The organism is Rathayibacter sp. VKM Ac-2835 (assembly GCF_013266705.1).
GTDB lineage: Bacteria > Actinomycetota > Actinomycetes > Actinomycetales > Microbacteriaceae > Rathayibacter.
Map to the genome: position 1 here is coordinate 284,867 of NZ_JABSNQ010000001.1, position 23,313 is coordinate 308,179.

Here is a 23,313-nt window from a genome sequence, read left to right on the forward strand (position 1 = left end):
GTGCACGCTTTTCACGGCGTGTCGCGTGCACAAGTGGCATCTCGCAAGGAGGGGCAGCGGTGGGTGACCCCGCCTCGTATCCTGGACGCATGTCCACGGCCACGGCGCGAGCAGTCCTCCTGCGCCGAGCGCTGGAGACGCATCGCGCCGCAGTGGACGAGGTCCTCGCCCGGTACGGAGCGCGCGACCCGCGGCTCTTCGGCTCCGTCGCTCGCGGCGATGCCCGTCCGGACAGCGACATCGATCTGTTCGTCGACCTCGAGAAGGGCAGGGGCAACACCCTGCTGCGGGTCGCGGGGATCGGCGAGGAGATCAGCCGCATCCTCGGGGTGCGGGTGGACGTGGTGACGGAGTCGCTGCTCCGCCGACCTGTCTCGGAGACCGCGCACCGCGACATGGTCCCCCTGTGACCAGGTCGCCCGAGGACCGCTTCTGCGACATCCACGCGGCGATCGACCGCTGCATCGAGTACCGGCCCTACCTCAGCGGCGCCGACACCGCGATGGCCGGGATGGCTCTGGACGCGGTCCTGCGCAATCTCGCCGTGATCGGAGAGGCCGTGCGCGCACTCCCCGATTCTGCTCTGGCCGAGTTCGACGGCGTTCCCTGGGCGGCCATCGCGGGGCTCCGCAACGTGATCATCCACGAGTACTTCCGCATCCAGCCCGAGCTGATCGTCGAGATCCTCGACGAGGAGCTCCTGCCCTTGGCCGAGGCACTCCGGACCCGACGCCTCTGACTCACCCCGCGAGATGCCAGTTGTGCTCGCTTTTCGCGGCGTGTCGCGTGCACAAGTGGCATCTCGCGGAGGGGGGGGCTCCCCGGGTCAGGCGACGAGCTGGGCGGCGAAGACGTGGGGGGTGAAGCCGGTGAGGTCGTTGATGCCCTCGCCCTGGCCGACGAGCTTGATGGGGATGCCGGTCTTCTCCTGGACGGCGAGGACGAAGCCGCCCTTGGCCGAGCCGTCGAGCTTGGTGATGACGAGGCCGGTGACGCCGGCGTGCTCGATGAAGGCCTGGGCCTGCATCAGGCCGTTCTGACCGGTGGTCGCGTCGAGGACGAGCAGGATCTCGGAGATCGGCGCCTGCTTCTCGACGACGCGCTTGATCTTGCCGAGCTCGTCCATCAGGCCGCCCTTGGTGTGCAGGCGCCCGGCGGTGTCGATGATGACCATCTCGATGCCATGGGTCTTCGCGTACTCGACGGTCTGGTAGGCGACGGAGGCAGGGTCCTGGCGCTCCTGCTGCGGGCGGACGATCTGCGCGTCGGCGCGCTGCGCCCAGGTGGCGAGCTGGTCGACCGCGGCGGCGCGGAAGGTGTCGGCGGCGCCGACCACGACGCTCCGATCGAAGTTGCGGAGGAACTTCGCGAACTTGCCGATGGTCGTGGTCTTGCCGACGCCGTTGACGCCGACGACGAGGATGACCGCCGGGCGCTCGCTGAGCTTGAGGGTCGTGTCGTACTTGGAGAGCCGCTCCTCGAGCGATTCGCGGAGCATCCGCTGGAGGTCGCGCGGGTCCGTGGTGTTGTAGCGGTCGACCTTCGCGCGGAGGTCCTCGACCATCTCCTCGGTGATGTCCGGCCCGAAGTCGGCGGTGATCAGGGCGGTCTCGAGGTCGTCCCAGGTCTGCTCGTCGATCGTGCGCTTCTCGAACAGGCCGCGGAGTGCGCGACCGAGCGACCAGGAGCTGCGTTCTGCCATGCGCCCAGGCTACCGGCGCGCGGGGGGCGAGCTGCGGCGCGGGGCGGGTCCGCGCGCGTCCAGAGCACCGGCCCCTCCCCTACGCCGCGCTCACCGACACCTCCACGACCGCCCACGAGAGCGCGGGCAGCGCCAGTGTCACGACCGAACCGTCGACCACCACTCCCGCGAGCGGCACGAGCCCGACGGCGTCCTGCGCCTCGAGCGTGTTCGCCGTGTGGCGCGTGCCACCCGACGGCACCTCCAGCAGTTCAGCGCGCAGCACCCGGCCGCCCGTGAAGCCGCGCAGCGAGATCGAGACGGCCGATGCGTCGTCGAGTCCGCGGTTGGCGAGGAAGAACGCGATGACGCCGCGATCGGCGTCGTAGGTCGCCGAGACGTCGACCTGGTCGGCGTCGCCGAAGGTGCCCGCGTCGACCTTGTCGCAGGTCACTGCCGTGCGCAGGATCTGCCCCTGCGCGAGCGCCGCCATCCGGGCGAACGGCCAGAAGATCGTCTGCTTCCAGGCCGGCCCGTTCTCCTCCGAGCGGATCGGCGCGATCACATTGACGAGCTGCGCCTGGTTGGCGATCGAGACGCGATCGCCGTGACGCAGCAGCGAATTGAGCAGGGTGCCGACGACGACGGCGTCGGTCACGCTGTAGGTGTCCTCGATGAGGCGGGGATGCTCGCGCCACGACTGCGAGACGGCGCTCGGCTGGTCGTCGGTGTCGAGCCCCGACTGGTACCAGACGTTCCACTCGTCGAACGAGAGGTCGATGTACTTCTTCGCCTTGCGCTTGGCCCGCACGGCGTCGCAGGTCGCGACGACCGACTCGATGAAGTAGTCCATGTCGACGGAGGAGGCGAGGAACGACGCCGCATCGCCGTCGTGCTCCTGGTAGTAGGCGTGCATCGACATGTAGTCGACCTCGTCGTAGGCGTGGGAGAGGACGGTGTGCTCCCACGAGCCGAAGGTCGCCATCCCCGAGTTGGACGATCCGACCGCCACGAGCTCGATGGACGGATCGACGAAGCGCATCGCTTTGCCGGCCTCCTGAGCGAGCCGACCGTACTCGTCGGCCGTCTTGTGGCCGATCTGCCACGGGCCGTCGAGCTCGTTGCCGAGGCACCAGAGCTTGATGTCGAACGGAGCCGCGGCGCCGTTGGCGATGCGGCGGTCCGACAGGGCGGTGCCGCCGGGGTGGTTGGCGTACTCGACGAGCTCGCGAGCCGCGTCGACGCCGCGGGTGCCGAGGTTGATGGCCTCCATGATCTCGACGCCGGCCTCTTTCGACCAATCGACGAACTCGTGCAGTCCGAAGGCGTTGCTCTCCACCGTGTGCCAGGCACCGTCGAGGCGCCGGGGACGCTCGGCCGCGGGGCCGACACCGTCCTCCCAGTTGTACCCGGAGACGAAGTTGCCACCCGGGTAGCGGACGACGGTGGGCCCGAGCTCCTTGACGAGTGCGAGGACGTCCCGGCGGAAGCCGCGCTCGTCGGCCTGCTCGTGGCCGGGCTCGTAGATGCCGGTGTAGACGCAGCGACCCATGTGCTCGACGAACGAGCCGAACAGGCGACGCGGCACCGGGCCGATCGTGAAGTCGCGGTCGATGACGATGTGTGCCGTGGGCATGGAGCTCCTGACGTCGGTGTGAGGGAAGAGTGGGTGCCCGCCCGGAGGCGGGGGCGCGGGGGTCAGCCCTTGAGGCCCGAACCGGTGACGCCTTCGACGATCTGACGCTGGAACGCCAGGTACATGACGATCAGCGGGAGTGCCGCCAGCAGAGCGCCGGCCTGGATGTCGGCGAAGCGCTGGCCGAACGAGCCCTGCACGGTGGCGAGGCCGACCGGGATGGTCATCAGGTTCGGGTTCGAGAGCACGAACAGCGGCAGCAGGAGGTTGTTCCACACCCCGACGAACGTGAGGATCACGACGGCCGCGATCACGGGGCGCGAGAGCGGCATGATGACCGACCAGTAGATCTTCCACAGGCCGGCGCCGTCGATGCGGGCGGCCTCCTCGAGTTCCTTCGGGATCCCGTCGAAGAACTGCTTGAAGATGAACACCGCGATAGCAGCGGGGACCTGCGGGAAGATCACCGACCAGTAGGTGTTGAGCAGGTTGAGAGCGCCGAGCTCCTGGAAGATCGGGATGATCAGCACCTGGCCGGGGATCATGATCCCGAACAGGATGAGCAGCAGCACGACGTTGGAGCCGCGGAACTTCAGTCGTGACAGCGCGAAGGCCGCCATCGAGGCGAAGAGGACGGTCAGCACGGCCGTGACGACCGACGTGATGCCCGAGGCGAGGTACCAGTTCCAGATGTCACCGGCTCGGAGGAGCGTGGCGTACGAGTAGAGGGTGGGGTTGAGGTCTTTCATGATCGCCGGGGCGCCGAGCGCAGCCACCCCGTTGGCCGTCAGTGACGTCTTGAGCGCGAACAGGCTCGGGATGAGCCAGATGATCGCGAAGACGACGAGCACGACGGCCGAGACGATGCCGAAGGTCCGGTTGCCCGTGCCCACGCGGGCTGCGGTCGGCCTGGCCAGGGGTGCCGCACCGGAGATCGGCGACTTCGTGGCACGAGGAGTGTCGGTGATGGCCATGATCAGGCCGCCTTTCGGGTGGCGGCGCGGTCGATGTACTGACGGATCAGCGCGATGGCGACGATGACGATGAGGAGGAGGACCGACGCGGCGGAGGCCGCGCCCAGGCGGTTGTCGGTGAAGCCGACGTTCGTGACGAGGGAGAGTGCGACCTGGGTCGAGATGCCGGGGCCGCCGGACGTCATCAGGTAGACCTGATCGAAGATCTTCAGGGACGCGATGATCTGCAGCAGGATCACGAGCGTCGTGGTGCGGTTCAGCAGCGGCAGCGTGATGAAGTGGATCTGCTGCCAGGGCGTCGCCCCGTCGATGGCCGCGGCTTCGTACAGCTCGCGCGGGATCTCCTGGAGTCCGGCGAGGTAGAGGACGAAGTTGAAGCCGAGGGTCCACCAGACGGTGGCGATCGCGATGCCGATCATCGCGGTGCTCGGGTCCGCCAGCACGCCGGTCGCGCCGGTGATGCCGAACCAGCCCTGCGCAGTCGCCCACAGGCCCGTGCCCGGCGTGAAGATGAACAGCCAGATCAGCGAGATGGTCGCCGACGGAAGGATGTACGGCAGGAAGAACGCGAGGCGGAAGAACCATTGGCCGTGCCGGACCCGGTTGGTGAGGATCGCGAAGACGAAGGCGATGATCACGAGCGGGGGCACCGTGTACAGCGTGAACTGGAGCGTGTGCCACATCGCGCTCCAGAAGTCGGCGCGCGAGAGCATCTCGACGTAGTTCGCGACGCCGGCGAACGAGCCCAGACCCGTTCGCACCGTCGAGGTGTTGAAGAAGCTGGAGACGACCATCCAGACGGCCGGCCCGAGGAGGAAGGCCAGGTAGAAGAGTCCGAAGGGAGCGATGAAGAGCCAGGCTCCCCGGCTCTCGCCGCGCGTGCGGCGGGATCCGGTGGTGCCGCGACTCGACGTCGATGTCGGGGCGGGGCGGATGAGGGCAGGTGCGGCGGTCACGTCGTTGTACCTCCAGGGGTCAGCGGTGAAGAGCGGGTCAGAGGGGGCTGGGGGTGTTCGTGTAGATCGCGAGCTGATCCTGAATGGCCTTCAAGGCTCCCTCGGGCGACAGCGACAGCTGCTGGACGAGGGCGAGCTGCGCGCCCACGGTGACCTCGAAGGTCGATCCTGATCCGCCGTACCAGGCCGGATCGTCGTAGACGGCGTAGTCGGCCGCGGACGAGTAGTCCGCTTGCGGTTCGAGCGCCTTGTACTCGGCGCTCTGAAGGGTCGGGAGGTACGCGGGCACGTGGCCGCCCATCGCCCAGGTCTGGCCCTGGTCGAGCATCGACTTGATGAAGCCCATCGCCTGCAGGCGCTGCTCCGGAGTGCGGTCCTTGCGGGGCAGGACGAAGGTGTGCGAGTCGGCCTGCACGGCCGGCCGATCGAACAGCTGCGGAACCGGCACCATCCCGAAGGCGAGGCCCTCGATCGACTGCGCCGTGGTGATCTCCCACTCCCCCTGGAGGAAGATGCCGGACTGTCCCGTGAACATCGCCGTCTGCGCACCGGCGTAGTCGAGTCCCGTGTTCAGCCAGCGCTTGCTCACCCAGTCCTGGATCGTCGTGGTCACCCGGAGGAAGGCGTCCTCGTCGACCGAGATCGTCGCTCCGTTGTCGGAGAGGAACGGTGTCACGCCGTCGATCTGGTTGTAGAGCGTCCAGAACACCCGCCAGGGAGTCGCGGTCTCGTTGACGTTCCCGAAGGTGATCGCCGTGCCGCCGGTGACCTTCGCGATCGCGTCGAGCGCGGATTCGAACGTCTCGAGGCCGGTGAGGTCCTTCAGCTTCCCGTCCGAATCGAGGAGTCCCGCCTGGCCGCAGATGTCGGAGTTGAAGAACATCACGAGCGGGTGGGTGTCGAGCGGGATCGCGATGGTCTTACCGTCCGTCTTCTGGGCGTCCCAGGAAGCCGGGTTGAAGTCGGCGGAGGACATGCCGACCGAGGCGAGGTCCTCCTCCGTGATCGGGTCGAGGATCCCGCCGTCGTACAGCGGCTTCGCCCGCGTGAGGTGCGCGACCGCGACGTCCGGCGGCTTGTTGCCCACGGTGGCGAGCGTCAGTTTGGAGTAGTACGGGTTGCCCCACGCGAAGACGGTGGCCTGGAGCGAGCCGGGGCCGCCGTTCGCGTCCGCGTAGCCCGCCTGCATCTCCTGCATCCGGGTGCCGTCGCCGCCGCCGAAGAGGCTCCAGAAGATGAGCTGCTCGGGGTTGAGCGGGCTGCCGAAGAGCCCGGCTCCGATCGGACTGCTCGCGCAGCCGGCGAGAGCGAGAGTGCTCGCCGCGGCGAGAGAACCGCCCAGAAACGCCCGTCGGGTGAATGGTGACACCATGTCGACCTCCTCGTCGTGTGGCAGCGCCCGTGACAGAACTGTGCACGACGGCCCGCGAGCGAGTCGGTCGTAGCGCTTGGACAGCAGCGTTACATCGTTGTAACGGGGAGTCAAGACCTGTGAGCGAGTCGCCTCGCAGAATCAGTCCGTGAGTGCCCGGTCCGTCGCGGTGGACGCCCGCGCGATGATCTCGTGCGGGATGAAGATCCGGCGCGGAGGGAGGGACCGGTCGGCGATCCGCTCCGCGAGCACCGACAGCGTGGTCTCGGCGAAGGCGCGCTTGTCGAAGGACACCGTGGTCAGCGGCGGGGACGCGAAGCGGCCGCCGCGCACATCGTCGAAGCCGGCGACGGCGATCTGCTCCGGCACCCGGATGTGCCGCGCGAAGAGGATGCTCAGGACTCCGACCGCCATGGAGTCGGTGAAGCAGAAGACGGCATCCATCTCGACTCCCGCGTCGAGCGCGCGGGCGAACGCCTCCCCGGCCACGCTCGGAACCCAGTCCTCCGTCATGATCTCGAGGGCAGGGTCGTTCGGCACACCCGCGGCCGCCAGGGCCTCGCGGTAGCCCTTCGTCCGCGCTCGCGCCGACGCCCGATCGGAGTCGGGGCCGTCCGTTCCGACGACCGCGATGCGCCGATGGCCGCGCGCGAGGAGGTGCTCGGTCATCTCCCGAGCGGCGGCGACGCTGTCGACGGCGACCCTGTCGACGAGATCCTGCTCCACCTCGCCGATCACGACGATCGGCGGCAGCTCGGCGGTGCCGACGATGGCGCTCAGCTTCAGGCTGACCGGGTTGAGGACGAGGCCGTCGATGAGGTGCTCGCGCGCGCGCGAGAGCAGCTCCCCTTCGCGGTCGGGCCGCCTGCCGGTCTGCTCCATCTGGATCGACCACCCGCGCTCATGGGCGGCTTCCACGAACATGTCGAGCATCGCGGCGGAGTACTCGGTGGTCAGGTCGGGGAACGCGAGGGCGATCGCACCGGAGCGGCCGTTGCGCAGACCGCGCGCGCTGAGGTTGGGCACGTAGTGGAGCTCGGCGATGGCGGCCTCGACGCGCTCCCGGGTGTCGGGCCTCACGAACACGACGCCGTTGATGACGTTCGAGACGGTCTTCGGGCTCACGCCGGCACGAGTGGCGACATCCCGGACGGTTGCTCGCATGCGGCCCAGAGTAGCGCGGCGCTCAGCCCGGGCTGAGCTCCGCGTGCTCGCAGACCGCGCATCGCTCCTCAGACCGCCGGCGCCTCCACGCGCTGACCGACCACGGCGGAGACCCCGTCCTGGCGCATCGAGACGCCGTAGAGGGCGTCGGCGATCTCCATCGTGCGCTTCTGGTGCGTGATGACGATCAGCTGACTCGACGTCCGGAGGTCCTGGAAGATGCTGAGCAGGCGGCCGAGGTTCGCGTCGTCGAGCGCCGCCTCCACCTCGTCCATGATGTAGAACGGGCTCGGCCGCGACTTGAAGATCGCGACCATGAAGGCCACCGCGGCGAGCGAGCGCTCCCCGCCCGAGAGCAGCGACAGCCGCTCGATCTTCTTGCCGGCCGGGCGCACCGCGACCTCGATGCCGGTGGTGAGCAGGTTCTCCGGATCGGTGAGCCGGATGCTGCCGGTGCCGCCGGGGAAGAGCACCGGGAAGACGTCCGCGAAGGCGGCCTGGGTGTCGTCGAAGGCCGAGGCGAAGACCGTCTGCATGGTCTCGTCGAGCTCCTCGATGATCGTCAGCAGGTCGCGCCGGGTGTTGGTGAGGTCGGTCAGCTGCTCGGTGAGGAAGACGTGCCGCTGCTCGAGTGCCGCGAACTCCTCGAGGGCGAGCGGGTTCACCCGGCCGAGCTGGCCGAGCTGCTTCTCGGCCTTGTCCAGGCGGCGGCGCTGCTCGTCTCGGAGGAACGGGCGCGCGGGCGCCTCCGCGTCGGTCTCGTCGGGGACCGCGACCTCGGGGCCGTACTCGGCGACGAGCACGTCCTCCACCAGGCCGAGCTCGGAGCCGGCGCGCTCGAGCAGCCCGGTGAGCTGCAGGCGCTTCTCGTAGATCTGCAGCTCGAGGCCGTGCACGCTCTCGGTGACGCTCTGCAGCCGGTCGCGGAGCACGCCCTCCTCGCGGCGCAGCGCCTGCAGCTCCTCGTTCTGCTGCGAGCGCGCGGTCTCGGCGCGGAGCAGCTCGGCGCGCGACTGCTGCACCGAGCGGTCGACGGAGGCGAGCACGGCGGGGATCGCGCCGGTCACGTCGGCCGCGGCGTCGTGCTGGCGGCGGCGGATCACCGCGCGGCGGGCGGCCTCGTCGGCGGCCGCGCGGTCGGCCGCGAGCTGGCGCTCGAGCGACTCGCCGCGGGACTGCTCGGCCCGGACGCGCTCCTTGGCGGTCTCGACGCCGAGGCGCGCCTCGATCTCGCGCTCGCGGGCCGCGTCGACCTCGCGCTGGAGGCCGTCGCGGGCGCTGACGTCGAGCACCGGGCGCGGGCGCGACCGGGCGACGTCCAGCTCGCCCTTCGCCTTCTGCGCCGCGGCCTCGGCGTCGCCGACCCGCTCGGTCGCGATGGTCAGGGCCTTCTCGCTCCGGCCGAGCTCCGCGGTGGCGCCCTCGAGCTGCGCGCGCACCCGGCCGAGCCGCTCGGTGTGGGCGGCGCGGGCGGCGTCGTGCTCCCGCAGCGCCGCGAGGGCGAGGCGCGACTGGTCCTTGGCGGCGCGCAGGGCGCCGGTCTGCTCGGCGAGGTCGAAGCGGAGGCGATCGATCCGGCCCTCGATCTCCTCCAGCCGGCTCGCGGCCGCGTCGCGCTCGGAGACCAGCTCGAGGCGGCTGCGCTGCCCGCCCGCTCCGCCGCTGAGCACGGCGTCCGAGATCGAGGCGCCGTCGCGGGTGACGACGGTGACGGGGTGCTCGCCGCCGGCCAGAGCGGGCCAGAGCCGGCGGGCGGCGTCGAGGTCGTCGACGACGACGACCTGCTCGAGCAGGGCGAGGACGCCGTCGGGTCCGGTGACCAGGTCGCGGGCGCGAACGGCTCCCTCCGGCACCTCGATCGCGAGGGCGGGGCGGGCAGCGTCGCCGATCAGCAGCTCGACCCGGCCGAGCTCGCGGCGGATCGCCTCGTCGAGTGCGGCCTCGGCCTGCGGCTGCGAGTCGGCGAGCACGGAGTCGGCGGCAGCGCCGAGGGCCGCCGCGATCGCCGCCTCGTAGCCGGGGCGGACCTGGATGCGCTCGGCGACGCGGCCGCGGATCCCGTCCAAGCGGGTGGCGATCAGCTCGGCGGAGCCGTCGGAGACGTCGAGGGCGAGCGAGAGGGCGCTGCGGCGGGCGGCGAGGCCGTCGCGCTCGCGCTCGAGAGCGTGCAGCTCCTCGCGGAGCCGCTCGATCTCGCCCTCGGCCTCGAAGACGGCGGACTGGGCGAGCTCGTAGCCCTCGTCGAGCGTGCCGTCGGTGCCGCCGCCCGCCTCGCCGATCTCGTCCTCCAGCGCGTCGAGCTGGCGCTGAGCGGCCTCGCGGCGCTGCACGGCGGAGTCGAGGGTGTTCTGCGCACGGAGCACCTCGCCGCGGACGGCCGCCAGGCGGGAGGCCGCGGTGTCGGCCTGGCCGGTGAGCTTGGACAGCTCGAGGTCGTGCCGGGAGACCAGCGCCGACTGCGCCGCGATCTCCTCGTCGACGGTGTCCAGGGCGCCGCGGGCGCGCACCGTCGCCTTCTGGGAGTCGGTCCACGCGGTCTCGGCGTCGAGCACGGCGACGCGGAGGCGCTCCAGCTCGGCGCGCGCCTCCTCGACCATGGGTGCCGTGACGCGCGGCTGCACCGCGGGCTGCTCCGACTCCGCCTCGAGCAGGGCGAGGCGCTGCCCGGCGAGCGCCGCCAGATTGCGCAGCCGCTCCTGGACGGACTCCAGCTCGAAGGTGGTGCGCCGGGCGTCGTCGACGGCGTCGCCGACCATCTCGGACTCGATCCGGGCGGTCCGCAGCGTGCTCTGCTCGAGCCGCTCCTGCAGCACGATCCGCTCGCTGTGCCGCTCGCTCTCGGTCCGCGCGAAGCCGTCGAGCGCGGTGCGGAGGGTGACGACGTCGTCCGCGAGCAGGCGCGCGCGGGCGTCGCGGACGACCGCGGCGATGGTCTGCGCCTGCCGGGCGACCTCCGCCTGGCGGCCGAGCGGCTTGAGCTGGCGGCGGATCTCGCCGGCGAGGTCGGAGAGGCGGGTGAGGTTCGCCTGCATCCCGTCGAGCTTGCGGAGGGTCTTCTCCTTGCGGCGGCGGTGCTTGAGGATGCCGGCCGCCTCCTCGATGAAGCCGCGGCGCTCCTCCGGGGTCGCGTGCAGGACGGCGTCGAGCTGGCCCTGGCCGACGATCACGTGCATCTCGCGGCCGAGACCGGAGTCGCTCAGCAGCTCCTGCACGTCGAGGAGCCGGCAGGCGCGGCCGTTGATCGCATACTCGCTGCCGCCGTTGCGGAACAGGGTGCGCTTGATCGTCACCTCGGTGTACTCGATCGGCAGCGCGCCGTCGGTGTTGTCGATGGTGAGCGCGACCTCCGCGCGGCCGAGCGGGCCGCGGGTGGAGGTGCCGGCGAAGATGACGTCCTCCATCTTGCCGCCGCGGAGGGTCTTCGCGCCCTGCTCCCCCATCACCCAGGCGAGCGCGTCGACGACGTTGCTCTTGCCCGAGCCGTTGGGCCCGACCACGCAGGTGACCCCGGGCTCGAAGGCGAACGTGGTCGGCTGCGCGAAGGACTTGAACCCCTTGAGGGTCAGGCTCTTCAGGTACACCCGGCCGCCTCGCTCCGCTCGAAAACGCTCCCTACGGTACTCGACGGTCTCCGTCGTGCCGCGGAACCGCGCGGTGCGGCCCGGCGGCGTGCACACTGGGGAGGTGACGAGCCCCACCGACCCCGCGCTCCGGATCCGCGAGCTGCCGATCCCCGAGCGCCCGGGCGCCGAGGGCTGGGACGACTTCGTCACCCTCACCGCGATCGGCAACGCCGTCGAGGCCGAGGGCACCGGGACGGACGAGCTCGGCTTCCCGGCCGAGACGAACCTCGGCGAGTGGCGGCAGCAGGAGTTAGACCCGCGCCGCGCGTTCCTCGCCGAGCTCGTGACGGCGGACGGTGTCCGCGCCGTCGGCAGCGGTGAGCTGCACTGGAGCACCGAGGAGGGCGACGACGCGGCCTGGCTGGCGTTCTCGGTCCTCGACGCCGAGCGCGGGCACGGCGTCGGCTCCGCCCTGCTCGAGCGGCTGACGGCGGAGGCGCACGCGCTCGGGCGGACCGTGCTGCAGACCTGGACAGCGCACCGGGCCGACCGCTCGGGGCCGCGACTGACCGCACGCTCGGGTGCCGGCTCCGTGCCCGCCGATGACCCCGGCGCGCGCTGGCTCGCCTCGCGCGGCTGGGTGCTCGAGCAGGTGGAGCGGGTGAGCGTGGTGCGGCTGCCGCTCGACGTCGTGCTGGCCGCGTCCCGGCGCCGAGGCGCGCTGGCGCACGCCGACGGCTACGAGCTGCGGCACTGGAGCGGCGCGACCCCCGAGGAGCTCGTGGACGGGATGCTCGCCCTGCGCGCGAGCATGTCCGCGCAGGCGCCGACGGCCGGGCTGTCCGTGCCCGAGGAGACCTGGACTCGCGAGCGGCTGGAGGCGCACGACCGCGCGGCGACCGCCGGCGGGCGGGTGGAGCTGACCTCGGTCGCGCTGCGGGACGGGCAGCCGGTCGGCTACTGCACCGTCGACGTGCTCCCGGGTCGCGCCGCATTGTGGGGAGCGACCCTCGTGCAGCCGGCGCACCGCGGGCACCGCCTCGGGATGCTGCTCAAGCTCGACGCGCTCGAGCACCTGGCCGCGGCCGACCCCGACTGCCGTGCCGTCTACACCTGGAACGCGGAGGAGAACCGGCCGATGCTCGCCGTCAACGAGGCCGTGGGCTTCCGCGCGATCGCGGTGGAGGGCCAGTGGCGGCTCGACGACCACGGGGCGCCGGAGCGCCGGGGAACCTCGACGGAGGCGACGCGGTGACCCCGCTCGTGGAGCCCGGACCGCCGCTCACCGCCGCGGAGCGCGAGCGCTTCGCCCGGCAGATCCGGCTCTCGCCGCTCGGCGAGCTCGGGCAGCGGCGGCTGCGGAACGCGCGGGTGCTCGTGCTCGGCGCGGGCGGCATCGGCTCCCCGGTGATCACGGCGCTCGCCGCGGCCGGGATCGGCCACCTCGGGATCGTCGACGGCGACGTGGTCGAGGCCTCCAACCTGGCGCGGCAGACGGCGCACGACGAGTCGTCGATCGGCTCCTCCAAGGCGGAGTCCGCGGCGGCGACCGCGCGGCGGCTGTCCCCGGGCATCGACGTGCAGGCCTTCCCCGTCTCCTTCACCGGCGCGAACGCCGACGCGCTCGTCGCGGGCTGGGACGTGGTGGTCGACGGCTTCGACACCTTCGGCTCGCGCTACCTCGCCTCCGACGCGACGACCCGGGCCGGGATCCCGCACGTCTGGGGGTCGGCGCTCGGCTTCGACGGGCAGCTGTCCACCTTCTGGGCCGACGCGCCCGGCGGCGGGGTCACCCTCCGCGCCCTGCATCCCGGAGCGGAGGACGCGGCCGACAGCTGCGCGACGGTCGGGGTGCTCGGCTCGCTCTGCGCGGCGGTCGGCTCGGCGATGGCGAGCGAGGTGGTGAAGCTCGTCACGGGCGTCGGCGAGCCGCTGTTCGGGCGGGTCGTGGTGCACGACGCGCTGGACGGCTCGTGGAGCGAGCTGCCGCTGGCGCGCGCGGTGCCGCCGGTGGCCGTCGTCTCGGCGGTCGCCGGAGCCGTGACCGCCGACGAGCTGCGGGCGCGCCTCGCGGGATCGACCCCGCCGACCGTCGTCGACCTCCGGGAGGACGACGAGGACCGCACCGTCGCGATCCCCGGGGCGGTGCGGCTGCCGATGTCACGCTTCGATCCGGCGCTGCTGCCCGGGGGGCCGCTGGTGCTGCACTGCGCGTCGGGGGTGCGCTCGCGGATCGCGGCCGACCGCGCGGCGGCGGCGGGGATCGCGTCGGACTCGCTGCTCGGCGGGATCGCGGGCTGGCACTGATCCGATCGCCGGTCGGAGGTTCGATTCGCAGGTCTTCCGCGTTCCCTGTGCCGTCCCGCCGCGTGTCGCGGCAGACCGGAGCCGAGATCTCCTGCACAACAGACAGGAGCCTGCACAACTGACAGGCACCGGCGGATCGGACAGGCACCTGCGGATCGGACAGGCACCTGCAGATCGGACCAGCACCTGCAGACGGGACGGCTACCTGCGGAACGGGCGGGGACCCGGAGGACGGAAGGCGGGTCAGCCGCCGGCGAAGGGCGGCAGGACGTCGACCGCGGCGCCCGCGGGCAGCGGAGTGGCGCGGTCCGTCGTCGAGACGCCGTCGACCAGGTAGCTGCAGCGCGCGAGGACGTCGGCGGCGGACGGGACGGCGGCGACCAGCGCGGCCTCCAGGGCCGCCAGATCGGACACGCCGTCGAGCTCGTCGGAGGCGCGCCCGAGGGCGGCCTTCGCCGCGGCGAAGTAGCGGACGCGCACGCTCAGCCGCCGATCGCGCTCATGGTGCGCTCGGGCTGGACGAAGCCGGCCCGGTTCATCTCGTGGCCGGCCGGCTTCGCCCACATCGCGCCGCGCCAGAGCTGGGCGACGTGGTGGTCGTCGGCACCGGAGCGCATCGCGCCGAGCAGGTCGGTCTCCTCATTGGAGAAGAGGCAGCTGCGCACGCCGCCCTCGGCAGTGAGCCGGGTGCGGCGGCAGTCGCCGCAGAAGGCCTCGGTGACCGAGGCGATGATGCCGACCGTGCCGAGCAGCTCGTCGGAGCCGATCGCGCGGACGTCGAACAGCTCGGCGGGCGCGCCGTCGCGCGGGGCGGCGTTCGGCGTGAGGACGAAGCGCTCCGAGAGGAGGTCGCGGATCATCGCCGCCGTGATCATGGTCGAGCGGTCCCAGCCGTGGTCGGCGTCGAGGGCCATCTGCTCGATGAAGCGGAGCTGGTGCCCTCCGGCGAGCGCCCAGGCGAGCAGCTCGGGCGCCTCGTGGTCGTTGATCCCGGGCAGCAGCACCGCGTTGATCTTGGTCTGCTTCAGGCCCGCGGGGCCGAGCGCGTCGATCCCGGCGAGGACCCGGTCGAGGAAGGGGCGGCGGGTGACCTTCGCGAAGGTCTCGGCGCAGATGGAGTCGAGCGAGACGTTCACCCGGTCCAGGCCCGCGTCGGCGAGCGCCTGTGCGCGGCCGGAGAGGCCGATCGCATTGGTGGTCAGCGAGATCTCGGGGCGGGGCTCGATCGCGGCGACGTCGCGGATGATGTCGACGAGGTCCTTGCGCAGCAGCGGCTCGCCGCCGGTGAAGCGGATCTGGCGGACGCCGAACTGCTCGACGGCGATGCGGGCGAGGCGGACGATCTCCTCGCGGTTCAGCAGCGAGGCGGGCGGCTGGAACGGCAGCCCCTCGGCCGGCATGCAGTAGGTGCAGCGGAGGTTGCAGCGATCGGTGAGCGAGATGCGCAGGTCGTCGGCGACGCGCCCGTAGGTGTCGAGCAGGAGCGGAGTGTCGGGCCGCTCGGCCGGGAGGACGGCACTGCGCTGACGGGGCCGGAGGCCGGGGATCCCGAGTGCTGTGCTCATCCGGACAGACTACGCGCCGGATCCGGGCGGGAGCGGGCAAGATGGAGACGTCCCTGCCGCCGGTCAGGAACGCCCGCGCCCCTTCAGGCACGCCATCCCCGGCCAGGACCTCCGAGAGGACCCGATGACCTCGATCGATCTGCACGCCGCCCGCGTGCGCGCGTTGCTCTCGCCGCTGGCCACCCGGGGTGCCCGCGAGACGCTGGTGCTCGATCCGGCCGCGGTCGCCGCTGACCCGGGTGCGTACGACCGCCGGGTGCTCGCGCGCTCGGTCGACGCTCCGCTGGATCTGCCGCGCTTCGACAACTCGCAGATGGACGGCTTCGCGGTGCGCGCGGCGGACCTCGCCGGCGCGAGCGCCGACAGCCCGGTCTCGCTGCCGGTCGCCGCGCCGATCCCGGCCGGCGACCGCGCTCCCCGGCACGAGGCGGGCACCGCGGTGCCGATCATGACCGGCTCGCCGCTGCCCGCCGGCGCCGACGCCGTCGTCGCGATCGAGACCGTCGACCCGCCGCGCTTCCCCGCGCCCGGCAGCACCGGCGTCCAGGCGGCGTTCTCGCGCCCCGTCGTCGCGGCGGCCTTCGTCCGCGCCCGGGGCAGCGACGCGAGGCAGGGCGACCTCGCGCTGCCCGCCGGCACCGTTCTGCGCGCTGCGCACTACGGTCTGCTCGCCTCGCTCGGTCGGACCGAGGTCGAGGTGCTCCCCCGCGTCCGCGTGCTGATCGTGCCGACCGGGCACGAGATCCGCGCGGCCGGCTCCGAGCTCGAGGACGCGCAGATCTACGACGCCAACGGATCCCTGCTGGCCGAAGCGGTCCGCGAGGCCGGCGGCCTGCCGGTCGTCGTACCGTGCGGCAGCGACCGGCCGGAGGACCTCCTCGCGCTCCTCGATGCGCACGCGGCCGAGGTGGACCTCGCGATCACCGTCGGCGGCGTCAGCGCCGGGGCCTACGAGGTCGTCCGCGACGCGCTCGGGGCGGCGGGCTCCGAGTTCGGCCACGTCGCGGTGCAGCCCGGCGGACCGCAGGGCCTCGGGCTGGTCCGCGTGCGCGACGACCTGCATCTGCCGATCGTCTCGCTGCCGGGCAACCCGGTCAGCGCCCTGGTCTCGTTCGAGCTGTTCCTGCGGCCCGTGCTCCGCTCGCTCGCGGGCCGGCTGCCGGCCGAGCGCCCGCGGCTGCGCGCCCGGCTGGCCACGCCGCTCGACTCCCCCGGGCACCTGCACCAGATCCGGCGCGGCACCCTCGACGACGAAGGGCTCGTGCACGCCGTCGGCGGTCCGAGCTCTCACCTGCTCGCGTCCTACGCTCGATCGACCGTGCTGATCCACGTCCCGATCGGGACCGAGCACGCCGCGACCGGAGACACGGTCGAGATCTGGAGGATCGATGACTGACACGACGGACACGACCGGAAGCGGCGGGACGGCCGACGGCACCGAGCTGACCCACGTCCGCGGCGACGGCGCCGTGCACATGGTCGACGTCGGCGGCAAGCAGGTCACCTCGCGGGTCGCGGTCGCGGAGGGGTTCGTCGAGACGACCCCCGACGTCGTCCGCCTCCTCGCGCAGGGCGAGCTGCCCAAGGGCGAGGCGCTCGGCGTCGCGCGCATCGCCGGGATCATGGGCGCCAAGGCCACCTCCGCGCTGATCCCGCTCTGCCACCCGCTGGTGCTCGACGGCGTCGACATCGACCTCGAGCCCGGCGACGACCGGGTCCGGATCGAGGCGCGCGTGCGCACGAGCGGCCGCACCGGCGTCGAGATGGAGGCGCTCACCGCCGTCAGCGTCGCCGCGCTCACCGTCTACGACATGATCAAGGCCGTCGACCGCGGCGCCGTCATCACCGGGATCCGCGTCCTGGCGAAAGAGGGCGGCAGGAGCGGCTCGTGGAGCCGGTCGTGACCCGCACCGCGGTCGCGGTGGTCGCCTCCACCCGCGCCGCCTCGGGCGTCTACGAGGACCGCACCGGTCCGGCGCTGCTGACCTGGTTCGAGAGCCGCGGCTGGAGCGGCCGCGTGGTCGTCGTCGCCGACGGCGACGCGGTGGGCGAGGCGATCTCCGACGCCCTCTCGGCCGGCATCGACGTCGTGATCACCACCGGCGGCACGGGTGTCGCACCGAGCGACGTCACTCCGGAGCAGACCGCGCCGCTGCTCGAGCGCGAGCTGCCCGGACTCGCCGAGGCGATCCGCGCGCGCGGGGCAGGCCATGTGCCCACCGCGGTGCTCAGCCGCGGGCGCGCGGGAGTCAGCGGCCGGAGCGTCATCGTGAACCTGCCCGGCTCCCCCGGCGGCGTCCGAGACGGCATCGAGGTGCTCGATCCGATCATCGGCCACGTGCTCGACCAGCTGGGCGGGGGCGACCATGTCCGCTGATCCCGTCGCCCTGGCCCGGATCGCCCGCGACCCCGTCACCGTCGACGAGTGCGAGCACGCCGTCGAGTCGCCGACCCACGGCGCCGTCGTCACCTTCGCCGGGATCGTCCGCGACCACGACGAGGGCCGCGGGGTGCTGCGCCTCTCCTACGAGGCGCACCCCGAGGCGCCTGCCGCCCTGCTCGCCTCGGCCCGGCGGATCGCCGAGCGGTTCCCGGAGGTGCGCGTCGCCGCGGTGCACCGCGTCGGCGACCTCGTGGTCGGCGACCTCGCGCTCGCCTGCGCCGTCGCCTCCGCCCACCGCGCCGCGGCCTTCGAGGCCTGCGCGGCGCTGGTCGACGACATCAAGGCGACCGTGCCGATCTGGAAGGAGCAGTCGTTCGTCGACGGCAGCTCGGAGTGGGTCGCGTCGCTCGGCTGATCGGCCGCGGCGGGCTCGGAAACACGAGCGTCACACGTCTGGGGTTCACTGGACGGAGCGCGCCGTCGGCGCACGGAGCGGAGGGCGCGGCATGGACCTGAACACGATCCAGCACGTGCGCGTCGTCCGCGAGCGCGCCGACCTGGCCGCGATGGGTCCGCGCACCGCGGTGATCGGCGGCGGGTCCTGGGTGTTCTCGCTCCCGCACGACCACCTCGACGAGCTGCTCGACCTGCAGGGCTTCGGCTGGGAGCCGTACCGCGAGACGGCCGAGGGCCTCTCGATCGCGGCGACCTGCACGCTCGCCGAGCTGTCGTCGATGCCGGACGGCGGTCGGCCGTCGCACCCGCTCTTCTTCCAGTGCTGCACGGCACTGCTGGGCTCGTTCAAGATCTGGAACGTCGCGACCGTCGGCGGCAACATCGCCAACGCACTCCCGGCCGGGCCGATGATCAGCCTCGCCGCGGCGCTCGACGCCGAGGCGCTCGTCTGGCGCGCGGACGGCTCCGACGCTCTCGTGCCGGTGGCCGAGCTGGTGACCGGGAACATGACCACCTCGCTCGGGCACGGCGACGTGATCCGCTCGATCGAGTTCCCGCGCCGGGCGCTCGAGGCGCGGACGGCGTACCGCAAGATCGCGCTGTCGCCGCTCGGGCGCTCCGGAGCGCTCGTCATCGGCCGGGTGGACGCCGACGGGGCCTTCGTGCTCACGGTGACGGCCGCGACGATCCGGCCCGAGGTGCTGCGGTGGCCGGAGCTGCCCTCGTCGCGCGCGCTCGAGGACGCCCTCGGCACCATCACGACGTGGTTCACCGATCCGCACGGCGCGGCCGACTGGCGGCGCGCGGTGGTCGGCGTGCTGGCCGAGGAGATCCGCGGCGAGCTGGGCGGAGCGGGCGAGCCGGAGACGACCGCCCCGCCGGTCCCGAGCGCGGGAGGCGCCGCATGAGATTCACCGTCAACGGCGAGCCGGTCGACGCGTCGCCCCGCCCCGGCCAGGTGCTGCGGACCCTGCTGCGCGACCACGAGCACTTCGAGGTCAAGAAGGGCTGCGACGCCGGCGACTGCGGCGCCTGCTCGGTGCTCGTCGACGGCACGCCCTTCCACTCCTGCCTCTACCCGGCGCACCGCATCGAGGGGCGCGAGGTCACCACGGCCGCCGGACTCGGCACGCCGGAGGAGCCCGGCGCGGTGCAGCAGTCGTTCGTCGACCACGCCGCCTTCCAGTGCGGCTTCTGCACCGCGGGCATGGTCGTCACCGCGAGCGCGCTCGAGGGTGCGCGGGAGGAGGACCTCCCCCGGCTGATGAAGGGGAACCTCTGCCGCTGCACCGGCTACCGGCCGATCCGCGAGGCGGTGTCCGAGCACCTCTGCGAGCCGCCCACCGGCCTGACCCCCGTGCGCCGCACCGGGCGCACCTCGGCCGACGACTCCCGGGTGGGCCGATCGCTCGGCGCCCCGGCCGGCCGGCGCATCGTGTCGGGCCAGGAGCCGTACACGCTCGACGTCGCCGTGCCCGGGCTGCTGCACCTCAAGGTGCTGCAGAGCCCGCACGCGCACGCCCGCATCCTCTCGATGGACACCGCCGTCGCCGCGACGATGCCCGGCGTCGTCGCCGTGCTGACCGCCGCCGACGTCCCGGACATCCTCTACTCCACGGCGCGGCACGAGTCGCGGCTGGACGACCCGGACGACACCCGGATGCTCGACACCGTCGTGCGCTTCCGCGGCCAGCGGGTCGCTGTCGTCGTCGCCGAGTCGGTCGGAGTGGCCGAGGCCGCCTGCCGCGCGATCGAGGTCGAGTACGAGCTGCTGCCGGCCGTCTTCGACCCTGAGGAGGCGCGCTCCCCCGGCGCCCCGCTCCTGCACGGGGACAAGGACCCGATCGCCTCGCGCATCGCCGACCCGGGCTCGAACGTGGTCGCCGAGCTGCACGGCGAGTACGGCGACGTGGCGGCCGGCCTCGCCGAGGCGGACGTCGTGGTCGGGGGCCGGTGGACGACCTCCCGCGTCGCGCACACCGCGCTCGAGACCCACGGCACCATCGGCTGGCTCGAGGGCGACGAGCTGGTGCTGCGCACCTCCACCCAGGTGCCGTTCCTCGTCCGCGACGAGATCGCCCGGATCTTCGACCGCGAGCCCTCGAGCGTCCGCGTCTTCACGGCGCGGGTCGGCGGCGGCTTCGGCGGCAAGCAGGAGATCCTCACGGAGGACGTCGTCGCGCTGGCCGTGCTCGCGACCGGGCGGCCGGTGCAGTTCGAGTTCACCCGCTCCGACGAGTTCACGATGGCACCCTGCCGGCACCCGATGCGGGTCGACGTGACGCTCGGCGCGCGCCGCGACGGGCGGCTGACCGCGCTGAGCGTCGATGTGCTCTCGGACACCGGCGCGTACGGCAACCACGGCCCCGGTGTGATGTTCCACGGGACGTCGGAGTCGGTCGCGACCTACACAGCGCCGAACAAGCGCGTCGACGCGCAGGCGGTCTACACGAACAATCTGCCCTCGGGCGCGTTCCGCGGCTACGGCCTCGGCCAGGTGATCTTCGGCATCGAGTCGGCGATGGACGAGCTCGCCCGCGAGCTGGGCATCGACCCGTTCGAGCTGCGGCGGATCAACGCGGTGAAGCCCGGCGAACCGCTCGTCGTCACGCACGTGGAGGGCGACGACATCGGCTTCGCCTCCTACGGGCTGGACCAGTGCCTCGATCTCGCGGAGGCGGCTCTCGACCGCGCGACGGGCGCGACCGCTCCCGAGGGACCGGGCTGGAGCACCGGTCGCGGCATGGCGGTGGCGATGATCGCGACGCTGCCCCCGCGGGGGCACTTCTCCGAGGCCACGGTGTCGGTCGACGCCGAGGGCGTGCTCACGATCGGGGTCGGCACCGCCGAGTTCGGCAACGGGACGACGACCGTGCACACCCAGCTCGTCGCGAGCGCGTTCGGCGCGTCCGCCGACCGGGTGCGGATCCGGCAGTCGGACACCGCCGCGGCCCGCTACGACACGGGCGCGTTCGGCAGCGCGGGGACGGTCGTCGCCGGCAAGGCCGTCTACAGCGCGGCGCTGCGGCTGCTGGCCGACCTGCGCTCGCTCGCGAAGCGGCTGACCGGGCACGACGGCAGCGAGTTCGAGCCGGACGACGAGGGGCTCCTCGCCGCGGACGGCACGCGGGTGAGCTATGCGGACCTGGTGCTGGCCGCCGGCGGACCGGTGTCGGCGACCGGCAGCGAGGACGGCGCCCAGCGCTCGCTCGCCTTCAACGTGCAGGGCTTCCGCGTCGCGGTGCACGCGCCGACCGGCGAGGTGCGGATCCTGCAGTCGGTGCAGGCGGTGGACGCGGGCTTCGTGATCAATCCGGCGCAGCTCCGCGGGCAGGTCGAGGGCGGAGTCGCCCAGGCGATCGGCTCGGCGCTGTACGAGGAGGTGATCCTCGACGGCGAGGGCACCGTGACCACGGCGATCCTGCGGAACTACCACATCCCGCAGATGGCGGACGTGCCGCCGACCGAGGTGCACTTCGCGGACACGGCCGACGAGCTCGGTCCGTTCGGCGCGAAGTCGATGAGCGAGGCGCCCTACAACCCGGTCGCGCCCGCGCTCGCCAACGCCGTCCGCGACGCCGTCGGCGTCCGGCCGCACGCGCTCCCCCTCTCCCGCGACCGCGTCTGGCGCCTGCTCCACCCGGACGCGCCGCCCGTCCAGGCGGTCGACGCGGGCGCGCCTCCCGGCTGACCCCGGACGCGCCTCGCGCCGGCCGCGGACGCGGCCGCGCCGACCCATGCTGGTCGAGTAGCCGCGCAGCGGCGTATCGAGACCCGCGCCCATCAGCACGCCCCGCCGAGGGGTCAGACGCGCGACGCCAGCTCCGCGCTCGCGGCGGCGACCTCGCGGGCGATCGCGTCCTCGTCCGCGGCGACGAGGTGGCCGTCCGCGACCACGGGCCGCCCGTTCACGAGCAGCAGCGTCAGCGGCGGCTGCGCGCCGAGCGCGAGGGCCGCGACCGGGTCGGCGATGCCGGCGTGCTCGATCCCGTCGATCCGCCACAGCGCGAGGTCCGCGAGCTTGCCCACCTCGATCGAGCCGATCTCGTCCTGGCGGCCGAGCACGCGCGCGCCGCCGATCGTCGCGATCGAGAGGGCCTGCCGCGCGCTCATCCGGTCGGCACCGGCGCGCAGCCGGTTCATCAGCACGGCCGCGCGGATCTCGGAGCCGAGCTGCCCGGACTCGTTCGACGCCGCGCCGTCCACGCCGAGCCCGACCGGAGCGCCGGCCGCCAGCAGCTGCGGGATCGGCGCGATGCCCGCGGCGAGCCGCGCGTTCGAGGACGGGCAGTGCGCGACTCCGGTGCCCGTGGCCGCGAACTTCGCGATCGCGTCGTCGTCCAGGTGCACGCCGTGCGCCATCCAGACGTCGTCGCCGAGCCAGCCGAGCGACTCGAGGTAGTCGGTCGGCGACATCCCGAAGGCCTCGCGGGTGTACGCGTCCTCCTCGACGGTCTCGGAGCCGTGGGTGTGCAGCCGCACGCCGAGCTGCCGGGCGAGCACCGCCGACTCGCGCAGCAGGTCCGGCGTCACCGAGAACGGCGAGCACGGGGCGATCGCGACGCGGACCATCGCGTCGAAGGAGGCGTCGTGGTAGCGCTCGACGGCCTCGCCGCTGGCCTGGAGTGCCGCGGCGGTCGTCTCGACCGCGAAGTCCGGCGGCAGCCCGCCCTGCGACTCGCCGAGGTCCATCGAGCCCCGCGTCGCGTGCAGGCGCACCCCGAGGGTCGAGGCGGCGTCCACGATCCCGCCGACGATGTCGCCGGAGCCGCGCGGGAAGACGTAGTGGTGGTCGCCGACGGTGCTGCAGCCCGAGCGGGCGAGCACCCCCATCGCGCCCAGCGAGGCCGAGCGGGTGAGATCGGCGTCGATCCGGGACCAGGCGGGATACAGCGCGACGAGCCAGTCGAAGAGGATCGAGTCCTGCGCCCAGCCGCGGGTCAGCCACTGGTAGAGGTGGTGGTGGGTGTTGACGAGTCCCGGGGTCAGCAGGTGGCCGCGGCCGTCGACGCGGGTGAGCACGACGGGCTCGGGCGAGGGCGACCCGGTCGGTGCGCGGCCGTCGAGGGCCCACGCGGGCGGCTCGCCGGGGCCGACCGCGAGGATCCGCCGGTCGTCGACGACCACGTGACCGCCCGGATGCTCCGTCCCCGCGGCGTCGACGGTGGCGACATGGGCTCCGGTGATGACGTGGCGCTGCATCCTCCGAGCATGGCAGCGCGGTGTTTCGCGGCGGTTTCCACCGGACGATCCGCT

At 72.8% G+C, this 23,313-nt stretch carries 20 protein-coding genes; 10 read left to right on the forward strand and 10 right to left on the reverse strand.

Annotated elements, in window-relative coordinates; translation table 11 throughout:
- The first annotated feature begins 89 nt into the window (after positions 1-89).
- Entirely contained in the window at positions 90-410 is a 321-nt protein-coding gene (locus tag HRK28_RS01340) for a nucleotidyltransferase family protein (RefSeq protein WP_173250191.1), read from the forward strand.
- Entirely contained in the window at positions 407-739 is a 333-nt protein-coding gene (locus tag HRK28_RS01345) for a HepT-like ribonuclease domain-containing protein (RefSeq protein ID WP_173250192.1), read from the forward strand. Before HRK28_RS01340 ends, HRK28_RS01345 begins: the two co-directional genes overlap by 4 nt.
- Positions 740-826: 87 nt before the next feature.
- Here the strand turns inward: HRK28_RS01345 and ftsY are convergent, their stop codons facing one another.
- From ftsY to smc, 7 genes are all read right to left on the reverse strand, one after another.
- On the reverse strand, positions 827-1,702 hold the full coding sequence (gene ftsY, locus HRK28_RS01350; protein ID WP_173250193.1) for a signal recognition particle-docking protein FtsY: 876 nt from the start codon (positions 1,700-1,702) through the stop codon (positions 827-829).
- A gap of 79 nt (positions 1,703-1,781) precedes the next feature.
- Positions 1,782-3,317: an alpha-N-arabinofuranosidase gene (locus tag HRK28_RS01355; RefSeq protein WP_173250194.1), complete on the reverse strand. Its 1,536-nt coding sequence runs from the start codon at positions 3,315-3,317 to the stop codon at positions 1,782-1,784.
- 62 nt (positions 3,318-3,379) lie between these two features.
- A complete protein-coding gene (locus HRK28_RS01360) occupies positions 3,380-4,291 on the reverse strand; it encodes a carbohydrate ABC transporter permease (protein WP_173250195.1) in 912 nt (303 codons plus the stop codon).
- A 2-nt stretch (positions 4,292-4,293) separates the two neighbouring features.
- Positions 4,294-5,247, reverse strand: a complete 954-nt coding sequence (locus HRK28_RS01365; protein ID WP_173250196.1) for a carbohydrate ABC transporter permease — start codon at positions 5,245-5,247, stop codon at positions 4,294-4,296.
- Between the two features lie 37 nt (positions 5,248-5,284).
- Entirely contained in the window at positions 5,285-6,619 is a 1,335-nt protein-coding gene (locus HRK28_RS01370) for an extracellular solute-binding protein (RefSeq protein ID WP_173250197.1), read from the reverse strand.
- Positions 6,620-6,760: 141 nt separating this feature from the next.
- The gene (locus HRK28_RS01375; RefSeq protein ID WP_173250198.1) at positions 6,761-7,783 is read right to left on the reverse strand and encodes a LacI family DNA-binding transcriptional regulator; all 1,023 of its coding nucleotides are present in this window, start codon (positions 7,781-7,783) and stop codon (positions 6,761-6,763) included.
- Between the two features lie 68 nt (positions 7,784-7,851).
- A complete protein-coding gene (smc, locus tag HRK28_RS01380) occupies positions 7,852-11,364 on the reverse strand; it encodes a chromosome segregation protein SMC (protein ID WP_173250199.1) in 3,513 nt (1,170 codons plus the stop codon).
- A gap of 103 nt (positions 11,365-11,467) precedes the next feature.
- On the opposite strand from smc, the gene HRK28_RS19870 reads away from it, so the two are divergent.
- Complete coding sequence (locus HRK28_RS19870; protein ID WP_173250200.1) at positions 11,468-12,601, forward strand: GNAT family N-acetyltransferase; 1,134 nt, start codon at positions 11,468-11,470, stop codon at positions 12,599-12,601.
- Positions 12,598-13,653, forward strand: a complete 1,056-nt coding sequence (locus tag HRK28_RS01390; protein ID WP_173250201.1) for a HesA/MoeB/ThiF family protein — start codon at positions 12,598-12,600, stop codon at positions 13,651-13,653. The genes HRK28_RS19870 and HRK28_RS01390 overlap by 4 nt, the downstream gene beginning before the upstream one ends.
- A 243-nt stretch (positions 13,654-13,896) precedes the next feature.
- Here the strand turns inward: HRK28_RS01390 and HRK28_RS01395 are convergent, their stop codons facing one another.
- Both HRK28_RS01395 and moaA read right to left on the reverse strand, forming a co-directional pair.
- On the reverse strand, positions 13,897-14,133 hold the full coding sequence (locus HRK28_RS01395; protein ID WP_367948314.1) for a MoaD/ThiS family protein: 237 nt from the start codon (positions 14,131-14,133) through the stop codon (positions 13,897-13,899).
- Between the two features lie 2 nt (positions 14,134-14,135).
- Positions 14,136-15,218 (reverse strand): GTP 3',8-cyclase MoaA, encoded by a 1,083-nt coding sequence (gene moaA, locus HRK28_RS01400; RefSeq protein WP_160088864.1) that lies wholly within the window; start codon positions 15,216-15,218, stop codon positions 14,136-14,138.
- Between the two features lie 124 nt (positions 15,219-15,342).
- On the opposite strand from moaA, the gene glp reads away from it, so the two are divergent.
- The 6 genes from glp (at position 15,343) to HRK28_RS01430 (ending at position 21,748) form a co-directional block, all read left to right on the forward strand.
- The gene (gene glp, locus HRK28_RS01405) at positions 15,343-16,614 is read left to right on the forward strand and encodes a gephyrin-like molybdotransferase Glp (protein WP_173250202.1); all 1,272 of its coding nucleotides are present in this window, start codon (positions 15,343-15,345) and stop codon (positions 16,612-16,614) included.
- Positions 16,607-17,122: a cyclic pyranopterin monophosphate synthase MoaC gene (gene moaC / locus HRK28_RS01410; protein ID WP_127886331.1), complete on the forward strand. Its 516-nt coding sequence runs from the start codon at positions 16,607-16,609 to the stop codon at positions 17,120-17,122. The genes glp and moaC overlap by 8 nt, the downstream gene beginning before the upstream one ends.
- Positions 17,119-17,595: a molybdenum cofactor biosynthesis protein B gene (locus tag HRK28_RS01415; RefSeq protein WP_367948315.1), complete on the forward strand. Its 477-nt coding sequence runs from the start codon at positions 17,119-17,121 to the stop codon at positions 17,593-17,595. Before moaC ends, HRK28_RS01415 begins: the two co-directional genes overlap by 4 nt.
- Positions 17,585-18,016 carry a molybdenum cofactor biosynthesis protein MoaE gene (locus HRK28_RS01420; RefSeq protein ID WP_123703271.1) on the forward strand — a complete coding sequence of 144 codons (432 nt, stop codon included), beginning with the start codon at positions 17,585-17,587 and terminating at the stop codon, positions 18,014-18,016. The genes HRK28_RS01415 and HRK28_RS01420 overlap by 11 nt, the downstream gene beginning before the upstream one ends.
- A 91-nt stretch (positions 18,017-18,107) precedes the next feature.
- Positions 18,108-18,965, forward strand: a complete 858-nt coding sequence (locus HRK28_RS01425) for an FAD binding domain-containing protein (RefSeq protein ID WP_173250204.1) — start codon at positions 18,108-18,110, stop codon at positions 18,963-18,965.
- Entirely contained in the window at positions 18,962-21,748 is a 2,787-nt protein-coding gene (locus HRK28_RS01430; protein WP_173250205.1) for a molybdopterin-dependent oxidoreductase, read from the forward strand. The genes HRK28_RS01425 and HRK28_RS01430 overlap by 4 nt, the downstream gene beginning before the upstream one ends.
- Positions 21,749-21,861: 113 nt before the next feature.
- On the opposite strand, the gene HRK28_RS01435 is transcribed toward HRK28_RS01430, so the two are convergent.
- Entirely contained in the window at positions 21,862-23,259 is a 1,398-nt protein-coding gene (locus HRK28_RS01435; RefSeq protein ID WP_173250206.1) for an 8-oxoguanine deaminase, read from the reverse strand.
- Positions 23,260-23,313: the final 54 nt, after the last annotated feature.